Source organism: Humidesulfovibrio sp. (assembly GCF_030689645.1).
Lineage (GTDB): Bacteria > Desulfobacterota > Desulfovibrionia > Desulfovibrionales > Desulfovibrionaceae > Humidesulfovibrio.
In genome coordinates this window covers 119,856-135,792 of the sequence record NZ_JAUYFU010000048.1, presented here as the reverse complement: position 1 = coordinate 135,792, position 15,937 = coordinate 119,856, and the positions used below count along the sequence as shown (strand labels likewise).

Below are 15,937 nucleotides of genomic sequence, written 5' to 3'. Positions count from 1 at the left end.
GCGCCCCTCAGTATTCTGGGGGGGCGATCTTCGGTTTTGTGGATTTACACAAGACCTGAAGGTTGGTACACTTTTTTCATGCGGCGTGGGGCATGTTGAAATTGTGCGTGTATTTGATGGGTTACCAGAAAATTCTTGCACAAGGCTTGCGCCTGTGGCAGCATGTCCGCACACAAACTTGAAGCACAAAGTAACTTTTTGGCGTTTCCCTCGCCGATGAATGTGGAGGCAGCAGTTTTCTACTATGGGTCTTGAGCTTCGCCAACAACTCAAGCTGACACAACAGCTGGTCATGACACCGCAGTTGCAGCAGGCCATCAAGCTGTTGCAGCTATCGCGTCTGGAGCTTGTTGAATCCATTCAGCAGGAGCTCATGGAGAATCCCTTCCTTGAGGAACTGGACCCCGATGTCGTTGATACCGCGCCTGCCACAGATAATCTCGATGATTACGAATCAGCGCATAATGACGTGCAGAGCAGGGCCGACGAAGACCTGATGCGCAATGCCGACTGGGAAAACTATTTGGGCGAATTTTCGAGCGTCACGAAGCAGTCTCTTGGGCGTGAACTGGAAGTGCCTGAAGAGGGACTATCCTTCGAGGCGCGGCTCACATCTAAGCCCAGCTTGGACGGGCATCTTTCGTGGCAGATGCGTTTGTCGAATTTCTCGGAACGAGATCTTGCTGTCGGTGATGTGATCATCGGCAACCTTGATTCGCGCGGGTACCTTCAGGCCACTGCTGAGGAGATGCGCGAACAGCTTCCCGATGTGGATCTTTCAGATATCGAGGCCGTCATCCGGCGCATCCAGCGTCTGGACCCGGTTGGTGTTGCTGCGCGCAGCGTTCAGGAGTGTCTGCTGGTGCAGATGGAAGTCCTGGGCATGGATCGCGACCCCATTCTCGTCAGCCTGGTTCGGGACCACCTGGAAGACCTCGAGAAGCACCGCTACAAGCCGCTGACAAAGAAGTTTCGCATCAGCATGGAGGATTTGAAGGAGTATCTGGACCTGCTCCAGACCCTAGAACCCATGCCTGGAGCGCATTTTTCCTCCGGCGATCCCCAATACGTGAGCCCAGACGTCTTTGTGTACAAGCATGGCCAGGATTTTGTCATTGTGTTGAACGAGGACGGAATGCCCAGGCTCCAGCTCAACGCCTTCTATGTCGAGAACTTGAAGGCCAAGACGTCGGTTGAGAAGGATTATTTTCAAGACAAGGTGCGCAGCGCGGAGTGGCTCATGAAGAGTCTTTACCAGCGGCAGCGGACCTTGTATAAGGTGATGGAGAGCATTGTTCGATTCCAGCGCGAGTTCTTTGAGAATGGCGTTACGAAGCTCCGGCCGTTGATCCTGAAGGAGGTGGCGGAGGATATCGGCATGCACGAGTCTACGGTCAGCCGCATCACCACCAGCAAGTATGTTGCAACGCCGCACGGCATCTATGAACTCAAGTTCTTTTTCAACAGCGCGCTGGATCTTGACGATGGAACCCAGGTCGGTTCCGAGTCCGTCAAGGCGCTGATCAAGCAGCTCATCGGCGAGGAGAATCCTAAACGCCCCTTAAGCGATGAGCAGATAGGCGAGATCCTCAAGCAGAAACTGGAGGTGAACATCGCACGTCGCACAGTGGCCAAATATCGAACGGCCATGAACATCGAGTCTTCCTCCAAGCGTAAGCAAGTTTTTTAAACAGGCGTCGCCCGCCATCAAGCCTCCTGGAGGTATTGCATGAACATCGCTTTCGCCTTCAAGAATTTCGAACCCTCTGATCACTTGAAGGAATATGCATCTTCTCGGTTCGAGAAGATGGTCAAGTTCATTGGCGATACCGTTGAGACGGAGCTGCAGGTCAATCTCACCGTTGAAAAGTTCCGCCACAAGGCTGAGGTGGTGCTTCTCGCGGACAATTTGCACATCTCCGCCTACGAAGAGTCTGAAGACATGTACGCCACCATCGACCAGGTGTTGGATAAGCTTGAGGCCCAGCTGAAGCGCATGCGTGAACGCCACAAGGAGCGTCGCCGCGCCGGTACGCCCCGCGCCGCCCGCATGGATGTCATCAGCTTCGTTGAAGATGCTGGCGGGCGTGCGCCAACCATCATGGAGACGGACAACTTTGAGCCCAAGCCCATGAGCGTTGATGAAGCCGCCATGCAGCTTGAGAGCCTCAAGTTTGAATTCCTGGTCTTCCGTAATGCGGATACTTCTCGGGTAAATGTCATTTATCGCACCAAGAACGGAGACTTCGGTCTCATTGATCCTGGAAACTAACGATGCGGCTTGACGAGTATCTTGATCCCGGCTTGGTGCTGCCCACTCTTAAGTCCACCACCAAGTCCGAGGTGTTGCGGGAGATGACCGGAGCCATTGCGGTCCGGCATCCCCATCTTGATGCCGATCTCGCCCTCTCGGTCCTGTTGGACCGGGAGGGTCTCGGCACCACTGGCATTGGCGACGGCGTGGCGATCCCTCATGGGAAGCTTCCTGCCCTTTCCAGCATCATCGTGCTGGTCGGCCGCAGTCTTCACGGGGTAGACTTCGAATCCCTGGATTTCAAGCCCTGCAATATCTTCTTTCTGGTTCTCGCGCCGGAGCAGATGACCGGAATCCACCTTCGTATCCTGGCCCACATTTCCCGCCTCATAAAGGACGACTCCTTCCGCAAGGACTTCTTCGAGGCGGCCGACAGCGACGCTCTTTACAGGCTTTTGCAGTCGTATTGAGGCATGTGGCCATGGCGCAAGCACCCTCGGAATCCTTCTCTGTCGTAGTAGTCACCGGGCTTTCCGGTTCGGGGAAGAGTACAGCACTGAATGTTTTCGAGGATTTGGGCTACTTTTGTGTCGACGGTCTGCCCGCCTCCATGCTGCCCAAACTGGTGGCCCTGTTTCTTGGCAAGGATTCCAAGCACCGCGGTCTTGCTCTTGGAATGGATTTGCGTCAGCACGATTTCCTGGATCAGTGGAATGATGCTGTACAGGAGCTTTCAGTTAAGGGTATTTTTGTTCGCGTGCTTTTTGTGGAGGCTAAGGCGTCGACCCTCATGCGACGGTATGCAACAACCCGGCGCCCGCATCCCCTGGAAAACGGGGAGATGGGCCTGGAGCATGCCTTGGTGAAGGAAAGAGCCATGCTGGCGCCCCTACGCAAAGATGCCGAGCTTGTGCTTGATACCAGCGAGTATTCCATTCATGATCTGCGCCGCATGATCCAGGAGCGCTTCAGCGCCAAAGAGCATGCCGGGCAGGGGATGCGGGTGCATGTCATCAGCTTCGGTTTCAAGTATGGCGTGCCCGCTGAGGCGGACCTTGTGTTTGATCTCCGGTTTTTGCCAAATCCGTATTTTGTTCCAGATCTGCGGCCGATGTCTGGTAAGGACGCCCCGGTTGCCGACTATGTTTTTCAATCGGAACCAGGCCTGACCTTCAAACAGAAACTTTTGGAATTTTTGCAGTATCTTCTTCCAATGTACGCAGCCGAGGGACGCTACCGCATTGCCGTTGCCATCGGTTGCACAGGTGGCCGCCACCGTTCCGTGGCCATGTCCGAGCTGTTGTTCGCCTCGTTGCGCGACACAGGCTATTCTGTGACATTGGAGCATCGGCACTTTGACCTGGGTTGACCGGTCGTGCCAGAACCATGTGCGTGATCAGTATGCGCACGCAGGCGAGACAATGGACGAGACTACAGAATTACGAACGGATTCCAGGCAGGTGGGCGTTCTTGTTGTCACCCACGGGGAATTCGGCGCCGCATTGCTAGATGCGGCCCAAATGATTGTTGGACCCCAGCAGGGCATCCACCCAGTAAGTGTGCTTGTTTCTCGCGGTGTCGATGAAATCGTGAGCGATCTCAAGGCCGCGCTTGCTAAACTTGAGGCTGGCATAGGCGTGCTGGTGCTTACGGATTTGTTTGGCGGTACGCCAACCACCTTGAGCCTGTCCCTGCGAAAGCTCGGCAATATCGAGGTTGTGGCCGGAGTGAATTTGCCCATGTTGCTTAAGGTGCTGCAGTCCCGCACTGCGTCTCTGTCCGATCTGGCGGCCCAGGCCAAAGCGGCCGGCTTGCAGGGCATCGTGGTGCCGGGCGAGATGCTCCGCAAAAAAGCCTAGGAGAGGGCAAGTGTTCTGGGTTCGAGTGGATAACAGACTCATCCATGGCCAAGTGGTGGAGGCCTGGGTGCCCTACATGGGCGTCCGGAGCATCATTGTGGGCAACGACGACTTGGCCCAGGATGAATTGCAGCAGGAAATCATGTCACTGGCCATACCGCGCGCCGTAGAAAGCGCCTTTTTGTCCATCGACGCCCTTGCCGGTGATGCGCGTCTTGCTTCCCCTGGCCGTGAATCCACCTTGCTGCTCTTTTCAACCTGCCTTGACGTCCGGCGCGCCTTCGAAAAGGGGTTGGATATCTCAATCCTAAATGTAGGCAACTTGCACTATAGCACTGGCAAACGGCAAATATCCCCCAGTGTTTCCTTGGGGCCAGACGACGAGTCTTGTCTTCGATTCCTGCACGAGAATGGCGTTGAACTTGATTTCCGATGCGTGCCAAACGATCCCGTCACAGTGAGGTTCGCATGACCGACGCGAACATGACCGGCCCCTTGTGGTTCGCCACGATTGGTTTTTTTTTGCCCTGTTCTCGCTCTTTCGTTTTTCGGTAAGCATCGGCCTTTTTGAACGGCCTCTTGTTGTCGGCCTTCTTTGGGGAGTTTTTGTGGGCGACCTGGAGACAAGCCTCCAGGTCGCCATCTTTTACGAGCTGCTCTGGCTCGACTTCATACCCGTTGGGACCTTCATTCCTCCTCATATGACGGCTGCGACCTTTACAGCCTTGCTCATCAGCAACTACTACGGTCTTGACACTCTCCCGCTGGTGAGCTTGGCTCTTTTGGCGGGGCTGCCCATGGCTTGGTTCGGTACGCGGCTTGAGCGGACCATGCGCGATCGCCTCAACCGTTCATACGGGGGCGTGCTGCAATGGGTTCGCAAGCCACTTGACACCGGCGTTCCAGGCAGACTTCTGATTGGAACCCTTGCAAGCAAGGTTATGATGAACTGGTTGTTCTTTATGGTTGGGGCAGGGGGCCTTGCCCTGCTGACCGGGTTTGCCCTGCGCCAGTATGGTCCGGATTTGGCATCGCTCAAGCTCACCTGGAGCCAGCTTCTTATTGCTTCAAGCGTCGGCGGACTACTGGCGCTACGACTCCGCAGTTTGTATCTTTCCGTTGCTGCGGGCGCGTTTGCCTTGGGAATTTTACGCTTCCTCGGCATCTTCTGACTTGGCAAACAAATTGTCTTGTGATAAATGGAACAATCGTCCGTGAGGAATGGACATTCGTGGCATACACATAATTTTTTAGGAGGACATTCATGGCTATTATCGTTGCTGGTCACAAAAATCCGGATTGCGATACCATCACCGCCGCCATCGCCGTTGCCGATCTGCTGAGCAAGCGCGGCATGGAAGCCGTGGCCGTGGCCCAGGGCCCCTGCACCCCGGACACCGAGTTCGTGCTGAAGACTTTCGGTCTGGCCGCTCCCGCCATTGAGACCGACGCCACCGGCAAGGACATCGCCCTGGTCGACACCACCGAGCTGTCCCAGGCCCTGGACAACCTTGACAAGGGCAAAGTTGTTCTCGTCGTCGACCACCACAAGCTGGGCGACGTGACCACCTCCAACCCGCTTGAAATGTGGGTTTGGCCCGTGGGCTGCACCGGCACCGTCATCAAGGCCATGTACGAGTTCTACGGCATCGAAATTCCGAAGAACATCGCCGGCGCCATTATGCTCGCCATCCTGAACGACACCGTTCTGTTCAAGTCCCCCACCTGCACCGACGCCGACAAGAAGGCTGTCGAGGCTCTGGCCAAGATCGCCGGCGTTGCCGACTACAAGGCCCTGGGCATGGACATGCTGAAGATCAAGGGTTCCGTCGAGGGCATCCCCGCTGTCGACCTGATGAACCGCGACTACAAGGATTTCAACATGGGTGGCAAGAAGGTCGGCATCGGCCAGGTTGAAGTGCTCGACCTGACCTTGCTCGACAAGATCAAGCCCGCTCTGGTTGAAGAGTGCAAGAAGCTGCAGGCTGACGGCCGTCACACCGTCATGCTGCTGCTCACCGACATCATGAAGGAAGGCTCCGAGATCCTCGTGGTCTCCCAGGACGGTTCCCTGGTTGAGAACGCCTTCGGCGCCAAGCTCGGCGGCGCGCTCAACTCCATGTGGGTTGACGGCTGCATGAGCCGTAAGAAGCAGGTCGTGCCCCCCATGGAAAAGGCTTTCGCCTAGTTCCACGGCGCGATTGATTATTCAGACGGGCTCCTTCGGGGGCCCGTTTTTTTTGCGGCTCGGCACCCTTCATTGACAGTTTTGGGAGACAGATCCTAAGCGTATGCAATGAAACGTCTGCACGAGAAGTATGCACGGATGATTGTGCCGCTTATTGTCAGTTGCTGTATGACGTGCCTCGTCTCGGCCATCGAAACTCTCCGCGCCGTGGGCTTAGTCGCATTCTGGGACACATGGCCCTTGCCCTGGCTCATTTCCTGGGCCGTGGCCTATCCGGTCATGTTCCTCATGCTGCCCGTGGTCCAACGCCTTTTTGCTACCTGTTCCTGCCCGCCACAGTAATAAAAACGCCCTGGTCTTGCGGCCAGGGCGTTCGAGTGTTCGGGGGGCTTTGTTTCGCCCTACATTTAAATCAGGCCGCTTTCAGCCAGGATCTTTTTGAGCTGATCCAGGTGGCACGGTTCAAGGGGAACCAGGGGCAAGCGGAACTCCAGGTTCATCTTGCCCATGAGCGAGAGGGCGGTCTTGACCGGAATCGGGTTGGTTTCAAGGAACATGGCCCGGTTCACCGGCATCATCTCCAGGTTCAAGGCCTGGGCGCGAGCCGTGTCGCGTTTGTTGAACGCCGCGATCATGCCCGACATTTTTCCCGGCATGACGTTTGATGTGACGGAGATGGTGCCATGGCCGCCGGCAGCCAAAAGCGGCAGCACGGTGAAGTCGTCGCCGGACAGGACGATGAAGTCCCGTCCCATGGCCTCAATGACTTCAGTGCCTTGCTTGATGTCGCCCGTGGCCTCTTTGACGCCGATGACCTCAGGCACTTCCTTTGCGATGCGCGCAAGGGTCTTTGGAAGCATGTTCAGGCCTGTGCGTCCGGGCACATTGTACACGATTGATGGCATGGGCGCTTCGGCGGCGATGGCCTTGAAGTGGGCCACCAGGCCATCGGGCGTGGGTTTGTTGTAGTACGGAGTGATGAGCAGCACGGCGTCGGCACCGGCCTGTTTGGCCAAAGCTACCAGTTCAATGGCCTCACGGGTGTTGTTTGACCCGGCGCCAGCGATGACAGGCACCCGACCTTTTACCTGGTCCACGCAGATCTTGATGACCTGACCCTGCTCGGCATGAGACAGGGTGGCAGCTTCGCCGGTAGTGCCGCAAGGGACGACTCCGTCGATGCCTTGTTCGATCTGCCATTCGATGAAGGCTCTGTAAGCCTCCTCGTCCACTGCGCCGTTTTTGAACGGCGTCACCAGTGCGGTAAACGCGCCGCGAAAACTCATTCAATCCTCCTTCTAGTCTGTGCCCATATGTTGCATAAGCGTCAGCAACTGCGGGTTTTCCTGATACTGATCAGTGAGCCCGAAAAGGGTCATACGAATATTTTGCTCTTCCGTCCATTTGAAAGTGGAAATCTCATCAGGCCAGGCCAGCACTTCAATGCGCAACACGGATTTGCCTTGAGCAAATGATCGCACCCAGGCGGTCTTGCTGCCGTTGGCCAGCGTGCCCACAAGGCCGATGCCCGGCCCGGACCCCAGCAGGACGTCTGGAAGGGGGCCCTTGGCCTTCAAAAGCTCCTGCTCTTGCGCATACCCCCAGGGGCTCATGGCCACAATAAGCTTCACCGTGCCTCGCAGACCATGCACAGCGTTTTCTACTTGATGAATAAGGTTCTGCGGCACGTCCTTGGCGCCTTTGGGCAGTGGCGGCAGCAGGAGCACTGCGATTCTGGGACCGCCAGCAGTCTGCAGGATGTGTTGCTCCAAACGCCCAGAGCCTCGCCATGAAGCTCTGGGAGCTACGCCCGCCTTTGCCAAAACGCTGCGTTCGTAAGGGGTCACGAAGAGCAGGTCGTGGTGTAGCAGATCAAAGGCCTTTGCCATGAACTCAAGACGCTTGCGCGATGGTGGAGTTGCTGCCTCAGGCTGGACAAATTCGAAGGCCCCGGCCAAAAAATAGACGGGAGACTCTCTGGTTGCACCTTTCTTGAAGGTTGATTGCGCGCTGGCCCGCCGGGCCAGTCCCCCCGAGGTCTTGCCACCTCAAGTGGGGCAGGGGCGAACTTCACCTTCTGTGTTCGCACAAAAAAGCAAGGTGAGCCTAGGCCCACCCGCTATGGCTTGCGTTGCTGCAGCCAGAGTTAATATGATGAGAAAAAACAGTGATCTGATCATTAGTCGTTGATGAACTCCTTGAGTTCTTTGCCCGGACGGAAGAAAGGCAGTCGCTTGGGGTGAACCTCGACCACAGTTCCGGTCTTGGGATTGCGTCCTGTGTAACCTTCGTAGTCTTTGACCTTGAAGCTTCCAAAGCCACGGATTTCGACCCTGTCGCCAGCGACAAGGGCATCCTTGATGGAGTCGAAAAAAGCACTGACAACCCTGGTAGCATCGTCGACGTGCAGCTTTTTCTCTTCCGACAGTGCCTTGATAAGTTCACTTTTATTCATGGACCGCTCCCTATTGTTGGGCAGTTCGTGGCACCGTGCCACAGGCTCTGTGGGGGGTACTTAGAAACATGTATCCCTCCTATGCCGAAAAAGTAGGTATTCCGTCAAGGGTTTCGTTAGGTTGGGGGAAGAGGAATTTGCTTAAGCGCCCTGCGTCCGGAAATGGCTTCGAGATTGTCCTCGCGATACCTCGCCACTCGTCCAGCCAGAGCTGTGATGTCCTTCACAGCGCCGCAGTTCGGGGCGTGTCGCGCCAGCGGGGTCTGGTGGATTACGGCGTCGGTCATGGTGCGGTCCAACCGGACGTGCCCTAGGTTCACCAGTTCAAAGCCCAGGAAGTTCTTGCAGGCCAGGTTGAGGCGCTGGAATGTCTCTTTGGCCTCCTGGGCTGTGGCCTGGTTTACCACAACAAGGAAGTCGCGAACGCCGTAGCGCGAGTGCAGCACCTTTATGATGGCGTAGCCATCAGTGAGGGACGTTGGTTCGGGCGTGACAAGAACCACCCGCATTTGCGCCATGCGCGCAAGGGACAAGACCGTGCCGCTGATGCCTGCGCCAAGGTCCAGAATCAGGAATTCATAGGCCGAAATCAGGTCGGTGAGCTTGTCAAAAAGCGCGCTCTGCTGGTTCTGGTCCATCTCGACCATTTCTGGCACGCCGCTTGCGGCAGGCAGGATGTCCAATCCAGGCTCAACGGTCTGCACCACCTCGGAGAAGTGGGCAGATCCTGCCAGCATGTCCTGAAGGTTCTTGTCCGGCGCCAGCCCCAGAAGCACGTCCAGGTTGGCCAGGCCCAGGTCGCAGTCCATGAGCAGCAGCTTGTGGCCCATGTCGCGCAGGGCAAAACCAAGATTTAAGGATAGATTCGTTTTGCCCACGCCGCCTTTGCCGCTCATGATGCAGAGGCTGACAGTCTTGCCGGGGTTGATGGCGTCCATGATTATATCGATCCTGCTACTCTGGCAGCTTTCTGCCGGTAAAAAGGAAATGCTTCTCGCTTGCGCGCACCAGGGTCTCGCGCGAGGCCAGCACGGCATCTGCGCTGGGTGCAACCTCCAGGCGGTTTCCCCCCATGCGGCGCGCGCCCTCAAGGGTATCGTTTGCGCACGCAAGGAGCGCCTCGGCTGTGAGCTGCATCAGCCCGCCATAGCCCACCAGCCCGGCGGAGCAAACCAGTGACGGCTCACAGACTTGGCGGATGCGCCGCAGCATGGCACCGAGGAGCCGTTCTGCTGAGGCAAGCGGGGTGCCGGAGAGCACCACCGCGATAATGCCACTGTCAAGGCAGGCTGCGTGGTCGAAGCTGCGAAGTTGCGCGCGTGCAAGATCGAACACCGTGTCGGAAATGTCTGTGTGCTCCGGCTCCACCAAAGCCAAGGCGAGGGGAAGCTGGCACAGCCTGGCGCGGTCCATCTCGCGCGTCAGGAAGCGCTTCAGGCGGGCCTCGCTGGAAACAGCAGGCACTGCGTCAGGCGGCGCGGCGCTCCAGGCGTCCAAATCAAGCTGCTGCTTGAGCTCCAGCCAGGCTTCTGGTGAAAGACCGCTGACAACCCGGTAGAGGCACAAGGAGCTGTTGCTTACACCGGGGCCCCTATTTTCGAAGGCAGAATTTATGCAGCTAAGCTCGCGCAGCAAATCGTCATCCTCCATGGCCGCTCTTCTTCCCGCCGTGCACATGCAGCAGGGTGGCGCGCAGGAACTCATCAAGGCGTCCGTCCAGCACGGCGTCCACACTTGAGTCCTCATGGCCGCAGCGGTGGTCCTTCACCAGGCGGTAGGGCTGGAGCGTGTACGTTCGGATTTGACTGCCGAATGCGATGGCGTCCTTACTGGCGTAATCGGCCTTTTTGCTGGCCTCCAGTTCCTTTATCTCACGCTCGTAGAGACGCGCCTTCAGGACCTTCATGGCAAGAATCTTGTTCTTGAGCTGTGACTTTTCGTTCTGGCACTGCACCACGATATTGGAGGGCAGGTGGGTGATGCGCACAGCGGAATTGGTGCGGTTCACGTGCTGTCCGCCGGGTCCGCTTGCACGGAAAACGTCGATTCGCAAGTCCTCTTCGCGGACGTCGATTTCGATGTTGGTATCAATGTCCGGGTATGCGTCAACAGAGGCAAAGGCCGTGTGCCGTCGCCCTGAGGCGTCAAAGGGGGATATGCGGATGAGCCGGTGGATGCCCGCCTCGCCCTTGAGCAGACCGTAGGCATACGGACCTGTGATTTGAAGTGTGACGCTCTTGATGCCTGCCTCGTCGCCATATAAGCGGTCCAGCTCGACCACCTGGAAGCCGCGTGACTCGGCCCAGCGCAGGTACATGCGCAAGAGCATTTCCGCCCAATCCTGGGCGTCGACCCCGCCTGCCCCAGGGTGGATTTCAAGGATGGCAGGGGTGTTGTCGTCTGGCCCGTTCAGCAGGGTGGCCAGCTCCGTGTCGTCAAGGCGCTTCTGCAGCAGGGCCAGGTTTTCGTTCAGGGCCTCCAGGGCGTCCTGACCCTGGTCCTCCTGGGCGAGCAGCAGCCATTCGTCAACATTGGTCTTGGCTTGTTCCAGGTCTCGGAACATGCCGAGCTTGAATTCCAGGGCGCTCTTTTCGCGCAGGACTGGGGTCAGAAGTTCAGGCTTGTCCCAGGCACCGGGTTTGGAGAGCTGGGCCTCGATTTCCAAAAGGCGTTCGCGGGATTCCGCGGAGTCAAAGACGCCCCCAGAGCGTTTCGAACTGTTCCTGCAGGGACAGGCCCTGGGTCTTGAGATCGGCGAATTGCAGCATTTTCGTGTCTTGTGCAGCGCTGTTAGCGCAGGCTGTGGTTTTGGCCAGGGCGGCCAACGCCCCGGATGATGAGTATGGCGAACAAGACGGCCAGCGCCCCCAGGCCCATGAGCAGGTAGCCATAGAGGACGTGGAACTGCGTCAGTTCCGTGCGCGTGTGCACCATGCCGGATGTGGCAAGTTGCTGAAACTGTGGTCCGGCAAGCTTGATCCTGCCGAGAGGATCGATGAACGCGGACAGTCCGGTGTTGGTGCTGCGCACTATGTAACGGCCTTGCTCAATGGCCCGAAGAGCGGTCAACTGCAAGTGCTGATGCGGCGCCGAGGTGGAGCCGAACCAAGCATCATTGCTGATGTTGATGAGCAGGTTTGCGCCCTGTGCGACGCGCTCCTGGGCGAGCTCAGCGAATATGGCCTCATAGCAGATGAGCATGCCAAGGGCAAGATCGCCGCTTTTAAGGGCCTGCTCATTCTTGCCGGGCACAAAGTCGCCAACGCCGGAAATGATCTTGTCCACGGGAATAATGCTGGAAAAAGGCATATATTCCCCAAAAGGAACCAGATGCTCCTTGTCGTACCAGGTCATCTTTGCATCTGCGCCGCTCAGCAAGAATGCCCTGTTGAAAAGCACAAAAGAGCGCGGGGCGGCTGTCCGCTCGTAGGCGGGCGCTCCAACTATAAGAGCGGCCTTGCCAGACCGCACAAGCTCCAGAGCTGGGGCTCGAAGCGGGGTGTCGTCCTGGAAATAGAAGGGCATGGATGTCTCAGGCCAGACAATGAGTTCTGGGTTGGAATTGGCTGCGACCTCGCGGCTCAAGCGCACGTAAGTGTCCATGGTTGATCGCTGGTAGGCGGGATCCCATTTGATGCTCTGGTCGATGTTGCCCTGAACAACCGCCACGTTATGCGCCGGTGTGGTTTCGGCATAGGAGTCCATGCGCTGCCAGCCAAAAACAAGCAAGGCCAACGTTCCGCAAAGAGGAACAAGCAGGCACATTCTGCATCGGACACCAAGCACTAGGCCCACGGCGATGGCGGCGAGCACTCCGGATACGCCGTAGGCTCCGATGACCGAGGCGGCCTGTACCACCATGGGCCAGCTGACGAAGGCCGAGGACAGCGTGAGCCAGGAAAAACCGGACAGGAGGCTGGCCTGCGCCAACTCCATGACGGTCCAGGCAAAGCCGAGAAACATTGTTGCCAAAACGTGCGAAATTCTGTTCGAGAGGTGTGCGGCCAGGCCGAACAGTCCATAGTAACAGCCCATGGCCATTGCCAGCAGCACAGGCATGGGCAGGGAGAGCGCCCAGTGGATCTCGCCGTAATACATAACCGGCCAGTAGACCCAGTACAAGCAGGCAAAGCTGGCGACGGAGCCTATGCGCCAAGCGTGCTTGAACGCTGTCCAGGGCGTTGGGGCAGCCATGCCGAATGAGGCCAGAGCAATGGGCAAAAGCAAAGAAGCTATGGGCAGTTGCGTCCAGGGATTGGCATAGCCAAACAGAACCCCGAGGCCGGCGGCAAGGGTCCAGAAGATAGGAGAGTGAAGCACAGGCGTCCTATTCCGCGCGCAGCACGCGCAGGCTTTCGATATGCTTGGCATCGGCTTCATGCACCTGGAAACGCCAACCGCCCAGATCGAAGTTCTCGCCCTTTGCCGGAATATGCCCGGCGATTTCGCTCAAATGGCCGCCGATGCTTTCCACCAGGTCCGAGGAAAGGTCAAGCCCGAAAAGTTCGTTGATCTCATCAAGGGAGACGCGGCCTGAGACGATTTGGCTGCCGTCCGGCAGTTCTTGAACGTCCTCTGGCCGCAAGGCGTCATACTCGTCGCCGATTTCACCCACGATCTGCTCCAGCACGTCTTCCATGGTGAGCATGCCGGCTGTGCCGCCGTACTCGTCCAAGGCGACGACAAGATGGATCTTGCGTGACTGCATATCGTGCAGCAGGCTTTTGAGGTTTGTGGTCTCTGGCACGAAATGCACAGGGCGCATGATGCTGGTGACGGAGGGCTGCTCGCCGGCAGGCAACAGCAAAGGGCCGAGGACGTCCTTCGCGTGGACCACCCCCGCCATGTGGTCGCGGTTGTCTCGGTAGATGGGAATACGTGAATGGCCGTGTTGTATGATCAGCTCCGCCACTTCGGCCAAAGTGCTGTCTTGCTCGGCGCATATGATGTCCGGCCTGGGGATCATTATCTCGCTGACGCGCCGGTCTTCGAGGTCGATGACGTTTTGCAGGATGCGCACGTCGTCGCTTTTGATCTCGCCTTCGGCCACCGCATCCTTGAACATCTCGTCCAAGGGGGAATCAGATTTGCGGAAAAGATTGCGGATGGCCGAAATTATTGTGCCGTTTGACCCTTCGTCCAAGACTGGGCTCCTCTTTTATGCAGTCCAAGCGGACCGCCTTTCTGATTTGTTTGTTACGCTTCTGGCGCTGAAATAAAAAAATAAGTTTTGGCAGGAGCAATGTCAATGATGACGGGATGCTCTAGCGTTGGCTGCCGCCCGCCCAGCCTTGTGCAGGTGGATTTCCAGGCAAGTGATCGCAGCCGGTGTGATGCCCGAAATGCGGCCAGCCTGCCCAAGTGTCGCAGGGCGCACGCGCGTGAGCTTTTCAACAGCCTCGCGGGTGAGTCCTGACACTAGAGCATACTCCATGTCCCCCGGCAAGGGCGTGTCCTCAAGCCCACGGCTGTGCTCTACGCGCAGCGTCTCCTTCTCCAGGTAGTTCTGATAGCGGATGCGCGTTTCGGCCTCCATGAGCACATCCTTGGCCTCGTCGGCCAGGGCTGGCAACAAGGGCGTGAGCGCCAATATCTCCACTTGAGGCTGTCGCAGCAGAGCGGCCAGGTTCACCGACTTGCCTGGGATTGCTGCGCCGATGCTGTTCAGGATGTCGCGGGTTGGCGCGTCAGGTCGTATGTGCACGGTGTTGAAAGCATCAAGTAAAGCTTCAAGCCTGCGCATCTTTGCGGAAAAAATGGAGTGTCTGGCGTCATCAATCAACCCGAGTTTCCGGCCAATGGGCGTAAGCCGGGAGTCGGCATTGCCCTCGCGCAGCAGCAGCCGGTATTCTGCACGCGATGTGAACATGCGGTACGGTTCGTTTGTGCCGCGCGTCACAAGATCGTCCACCAACACGGCCATGTAGGCCTGATCCCGTCGCAGAAGGAAGGGAGCCCTGCCCGACAGGGCGCAGAAGGCGTTGAGCGCTGCCCAGAGGCCTTGCGCGGCTGCTTCTTCATATCCGCTGGTGCCGTTGATCTGCCCTGCCATATAAAGACCAGGGAGCGGCTTGGATTCCAAAGTTGGCAACAGCTGCGTGGGGGGGACGAAATCATATTCGATGGCATAGCCTGGCCGGGCGATGACCGTATTCTCCAGGCCGGGGATGGTCTTGAGCAGCGCCTTTTGTATATCCAGCGGCAGGCTGGTGGAAATTCCGTTCGGGTACACCTCCGGGCTGTCCAGGCCTTCCGGTTCTATGAACACGTGGTGCCGGTCCTTTTCCGGAAAGCGGGCCACCTTGTCTTCAACCGAGGGACAGTAGCGCGCGCCAGTGCCCTGGATGACGCCGCTGAACAGCGGCGAGCGGTCGAATCCTGCACGGATGGCCGCGTGGGTGCTCTCGTTGGTGTAGGTCAGGTGACAGGGCACTTGCGGCAACGGAACAGTGGTGTTCAAGAAGCTGAAAGGGGTGGGGGGCTCATCGCCGGGCTGCTCTTCCATGACGGAAAAATCTATGCTGGCCTTGAGCAGGCGCGGCGGGGTGCCTGTCTTGAGCCGACCCAGTTCGAAGCCGTGGTTGCGCAGGGATTCAGATAGTCCCAAGGCCGGAGAGTCTCCCAGACGGCCGCCAGAAAATTGCGTCATACCGATGTGGATGAGGCCGGAGAGGAAGGTGCCGGTGGTGAGCAGGACCGCACGCGACGGGAATTTCTGCCCCATAAGGGTGCGCACGCCGCTGGCCCGGCCCGAGGTCGCAAGAACCTGCGTAGCCATGTCCTGCATGATCCACAAATTGGGCTGTGCGAACAAGTCGGCCTGGACCACGCGCAAATATTCAGCACGGTCGATCTGGGCGCGTGTAGAGCGCACGGCAGGGCCTTTGCTCAAGTTCAACTGACGGAACTGAATGCCTGCCGCGTCGGCCCAAAGGCCCATGCGTCCGCCAAGGGCGTCGATCTCGCGCACCATGTGGCCCTTGGCCAGGCCGCCGATGGCGGGATTGCAGGATAAATGCCCGATGCGGTCAATGTTTCCGGTGAGCAGCAGTGTGGCGAGGCCAAGGCGCGCGGCTGCGCTGGCCGCCTCGCATCCTGCGTGTCCGGCACCCACCACGATGAGGTCAAAGACCTCTGGCAAGGCGACCCAAGGCAGGGCGCGAAAGGTGTCCATGCGCCCG

At 58.0% G+C, this 15,937-nt stretch carries 18 protein-coding genes; 9 read left to right on the top strand and 9 right to left on the bottom strand.

The genetic code is table 11. The features are described 5' to 3' along the window. Positions 1-244: 244 nt before the first annotated feature. From rpoN to Q8O35_RS14840, 9 genes are all read left to right on the top strand, one after another. Positions 245-1,690, top strand: coding sequence for an RNA polymerase factor sigma-54 (gene rpoN / locus Q8O35_RS07445; protein ID WP_305572008.1), 1,446 nt, complete (start codon positions 245-247; stop codon positions 1,688-1,690). A 39-nt stretch (positions 1,691-1,729) separates the two neighbouring features. Then, positions 1,730-2,272, top strand: coding sequence for a ribosome hibernation-promoting factor, HPF/YfiA family (gene hpf, locus Q8O35_RS07440; protein WP_305572007.1), 543 nt, complete (start codon positions 1,730-1,732; stop codon positions 2,270-2,272). Positions 2,273-2,274: 2 nt separating this feature from the next. Beyond that, on the top strand, positions 2,275-2,724 hold the full coding sequence (locus Q8O35_RS07435) for a PTS sugar transporter subunit IIA (protein WP_305572006.1): 450 nt from the start codon (positions 2,275-2,277) through the stop codon (positions 2,722-2,724). Positions 2,725-2,735: 11 nt separating this feature from the next. Further along, the gene (gene rapZ / locus Q8O35_RS07430) at positions 2,736-3,623 is read left to right on the top strand and encodes an RNase adapter RapZ (RefSeq protein ID WP_305572005.1); all 888 of its coding nucleotides are present in this window, start codon (positions 2,736-2,738) and stop codon (positions 3,621-3,623) included. Between the two features lie 52 nt (positions 3,624-3,675). Next, on the top strand, positions 3,676-4,113 hold the full coding sequence (locus tag Q8O35_RS07425) for a PTS sugar transporter subunit IIA (protein WP_305572004.1): 438 nt from the start codon (positions 3,676-3,678) through the stop codon (positions 4,111-4,113). 10 nt (positions 4,114-4,123) lie between these two features. Then, entirely contained in the window at positions 4,124-4,585 is a 462-nt protein-coding gene (locus tag Q8O35_RS07420; protein ID WP_305572003.1) for a PTS sugar transporter subunit IIB, read from the top strand. 25 nt (positions 4,586-4,610) lie between these two features. Next, complete coding sequence (locus tag Q8O35_RS07415) at positions 4,611-5,285, top strand: PTS sugar transporter subunit IIC (RefSeq protein ID WP_305572002.1); 675 nt, start codon at positions 4,611-4,613, stop codon at positions 5,283-5,285. Positions 5,286-5,377: 92 nt separating this feature from the next. Continuing rightward, the gene (locus tag Q8O35_RS07410; protein ID WP_305572001.1) at positions 5,378-6,301 is read left to right on the top strand and encodes a manganese-dependent inorganic pyrophosphatase; all 924 of its coding nucleotides are present in this window, start codon (positions 5,378-5,380) and stop codon (positions 6,299-6,301) included. A 108-nt stretch (positions 6,302-6,409) separates the two neighbouring features. After that, entirely contained in the window at positions 6,410-6,643 is a 234-nt protein-coding gene (locus Q8O35_RS14840) for a DUF2798 domain-containing protein (RefSeq protein ID WP_371133106.1), read from the top strand. 65 nt (positions 6,644-6,708) lie between these two features. Here the strand turns inward: Q8O35_RS14840 and dapA are convergent, their stop codons facing one another. From dapA to mnmG, 9 genes are all read right to left on the bottom strand, one after another. Next, on the bottom strand, positions 6,709-7,587 hold the full coding sequence (dapA, locus tag Q8O35_RS07405; protein ID WP_305572000.1) for a 4-hydroxy-tetrahydrodipicolinate synthase: 879 nt from the start codon (positions 7,585-7,587) through the stop codon (positions 6,709-6,711). A gap of 12 nt (positions 7,588-7,599) precedes the next feature. Continuing rightward, complete coding sequence (locus tag Q8O35_RS07400) at positions 7,600-8,073, bottom strand: hypothetical protein (protein ID WP_305571999.1); 474 nt, start codon at positions 8,071-8,073, stop codon at positions 7,600-7,602. Between the two features lie 407 nt (positions 8,074-8,480). Continuing rightward, on the bottom strand, positions 8,481-8,756 hold the full coding sequence (locus tag Q8O35_RS07395) for an HU family DNA-binding protein (RefSeq protein ID WP_305571998.1): 276 nt from the start codon (positions 8,754-8,756) through the stop codon (positions 8,481-8,483). Between the two features lie 116 nt (positions 8,757-8,872). After that, positions 8,873-9,694: a MinD/ParA family protein gene (locus Q8O35_RS07390; protein WP_305571997.1), complete on the bottom strand. Its 822-nt coding sequence runs from the start codon at positions 9,692-9,694 to the stop codon at positions 8,873-8,875. Positions 9,695-9,710: 16 nt separating this feature from the next. Beyond that, the gene (locus Q8O35_RS07385; RefSeq protein ID WP_305571996.1) at positions 9,711-10,406 is read right to left on the bottom strand and encodes a GGDEF domain-containing protein; all 696 of its coding nucleotides are present in this window, start codon (positions 10,404-10,406) and stop codon (positions 9,711-9,713) included. After that, a protein-coding gene (prfB, locus tag Q8O35_RS07380; RefSeq protein ID WP_305571995.1) for a peptide chain release factor 2 occupies positions 10,396-11,524 on the bottom strand; the annotation gives its coding sequence in 2 pieces (ribosomal slippage) (positions 10,396-11,448 and positions 11,450-11,524; 1,128 coding nt in all). Before prfB ends, Q8O35_RS07385 begins: the two co-directional genes overlap by 11 nt. A gap of 22 nt (positions 11,525-11,546) precedes the next feature. Then, a complete protein-coding gene (gene lnt, locus Q8O35_RS07375; protein WP_305571994.1) occupies positions 11,547-13,127 on the bottom strand; it encodes an apolipoprotein N-acyltransferase in 1,581 nt (526 codons plus the stop codon). Then, positions 13,084-13,899, bottom strand: a complete 816-nt coding sequence (locus tag Q8O35_RS07370; protein WP_305571993.1) for a hemolysin family protein — start codon at positions 13,897-13,899, stop codon at positions 13,084-13,086. The genes lnt and Q8O35_RS07370 overlap by 44 nt, the downstream gene beginning before the upstream one ends. A 102-nt stretch (positions 13,900-14,001) precedes the next feature. Continuing rightward, positions 14,002-15,930: a tRNA uridine-5-carboxymethylaminomethyl(34) synthesis enzyme MnmG gene (gene mnmG / locus Q8O35_RS07365; RefSeq protein ID WP_305571992.1), complete on the bottom strand. Its 1,929-nt coding sequence runs from the start codon at positions 15,928-15,930 to the stop codon at positions 14,002-14,004. Between the last annotated feature and the right edge of the window lie 7 nt (positions 15,931-15,937).

Excerpts from the sequence above, each read along its gene's own strand:
- mnmG (WP_305571992.1), bottom strand. The coding sequence starts at position 15,930 with ATGGACACCTTTCGCGCCCTGCCTTGGGTCGCCTTGCCAGAGGTCTTT.
- Q8O35_RS07395 (WP_305571998.1), bottom strand. The coding sequence starts at position 8,756 with ATGAATAAAAGTGAACTTATCAAGGCACTGTCGGAAGAGAAAAAGCTG.
- Q8O35_RS07425 (WP_305572004.1), top strand. The coding sequence starts at position 3,676 with ATGGACGAGACTACAGAATTACGAACGGATTCCAGGCAGGTGGGCGTT.
- Q8O35_RS07385 (WP_305571996.1), bottom strand. The coding sequence starts at position 10,406 with ATGGAGGATGACGATTTGCTGCGCGAGCTTAGCTGCATAAATTCTGCC.
- Q8O35_RS14840 (WP_371133106.1), top strand. The coding sequence starts at position 6,410 with ATGAAACGTCTGCACGAGAAGTATGCACGGATGATTGTGCCGCTTATT.
- rapZ (WP_305572005.1), top strand. The coding sequence starts at position 2,736 with ATGGCGCAAGCACCCTCGGAATCCTTCTCTGTCGTAGTAGTCACCGGG.
- rpoN (WP_305572008.1), top strand. The coding sequence starts at position 245 with ATGGGTCTTGAGCTTCGCCAACAACTCAAGCTGACACAACAGCTGGTC.
- hpf (WP_305572007.1), top strand. The coding sequence starts at position 1,730 with ATGAACATCGCTTTCGCCTTCAAGAATTTCGAACCCTCTGATCACTTG.
- dapA (WP_305572000.1), bottom strand. The coding sequence starts at position 7,587 with ATGAGTTTTCGCGGCGCGTTTACCGCACTGGTGACGCCGTTCAAAAAC.
- Q8O35_RS07410 (WP_305572001.1), top strand. The coding sequence starts at position 5,378 with ATGGCTATTATCGTTGCTGGTCACAAAAATCCGGATTGCGATACCATC.
- Q8O35_RS07390 (WP_305571997.1), bottom strand. The coding sequence starts at position 9,694 with ATGGACGCCATCAACCCCGGCAAGACTGTCAGCCTCTGCATCATGAGC.
- lnt (WP_305571994.1), bottom strand. The coding sequence starts at position 13,127 with ATGCCAAGCATATCGAAAGCCTGCGCGTGCTGCGCGCGGAATAGGACG.
- Q8O35_RS07435 (WP_305572006.1), top strand. The coding sequence starts at position 2,275 with ATGCGGCTTGACGAGTATCTTGATCCCGGCTTGGTGCTGCCCACTCTT.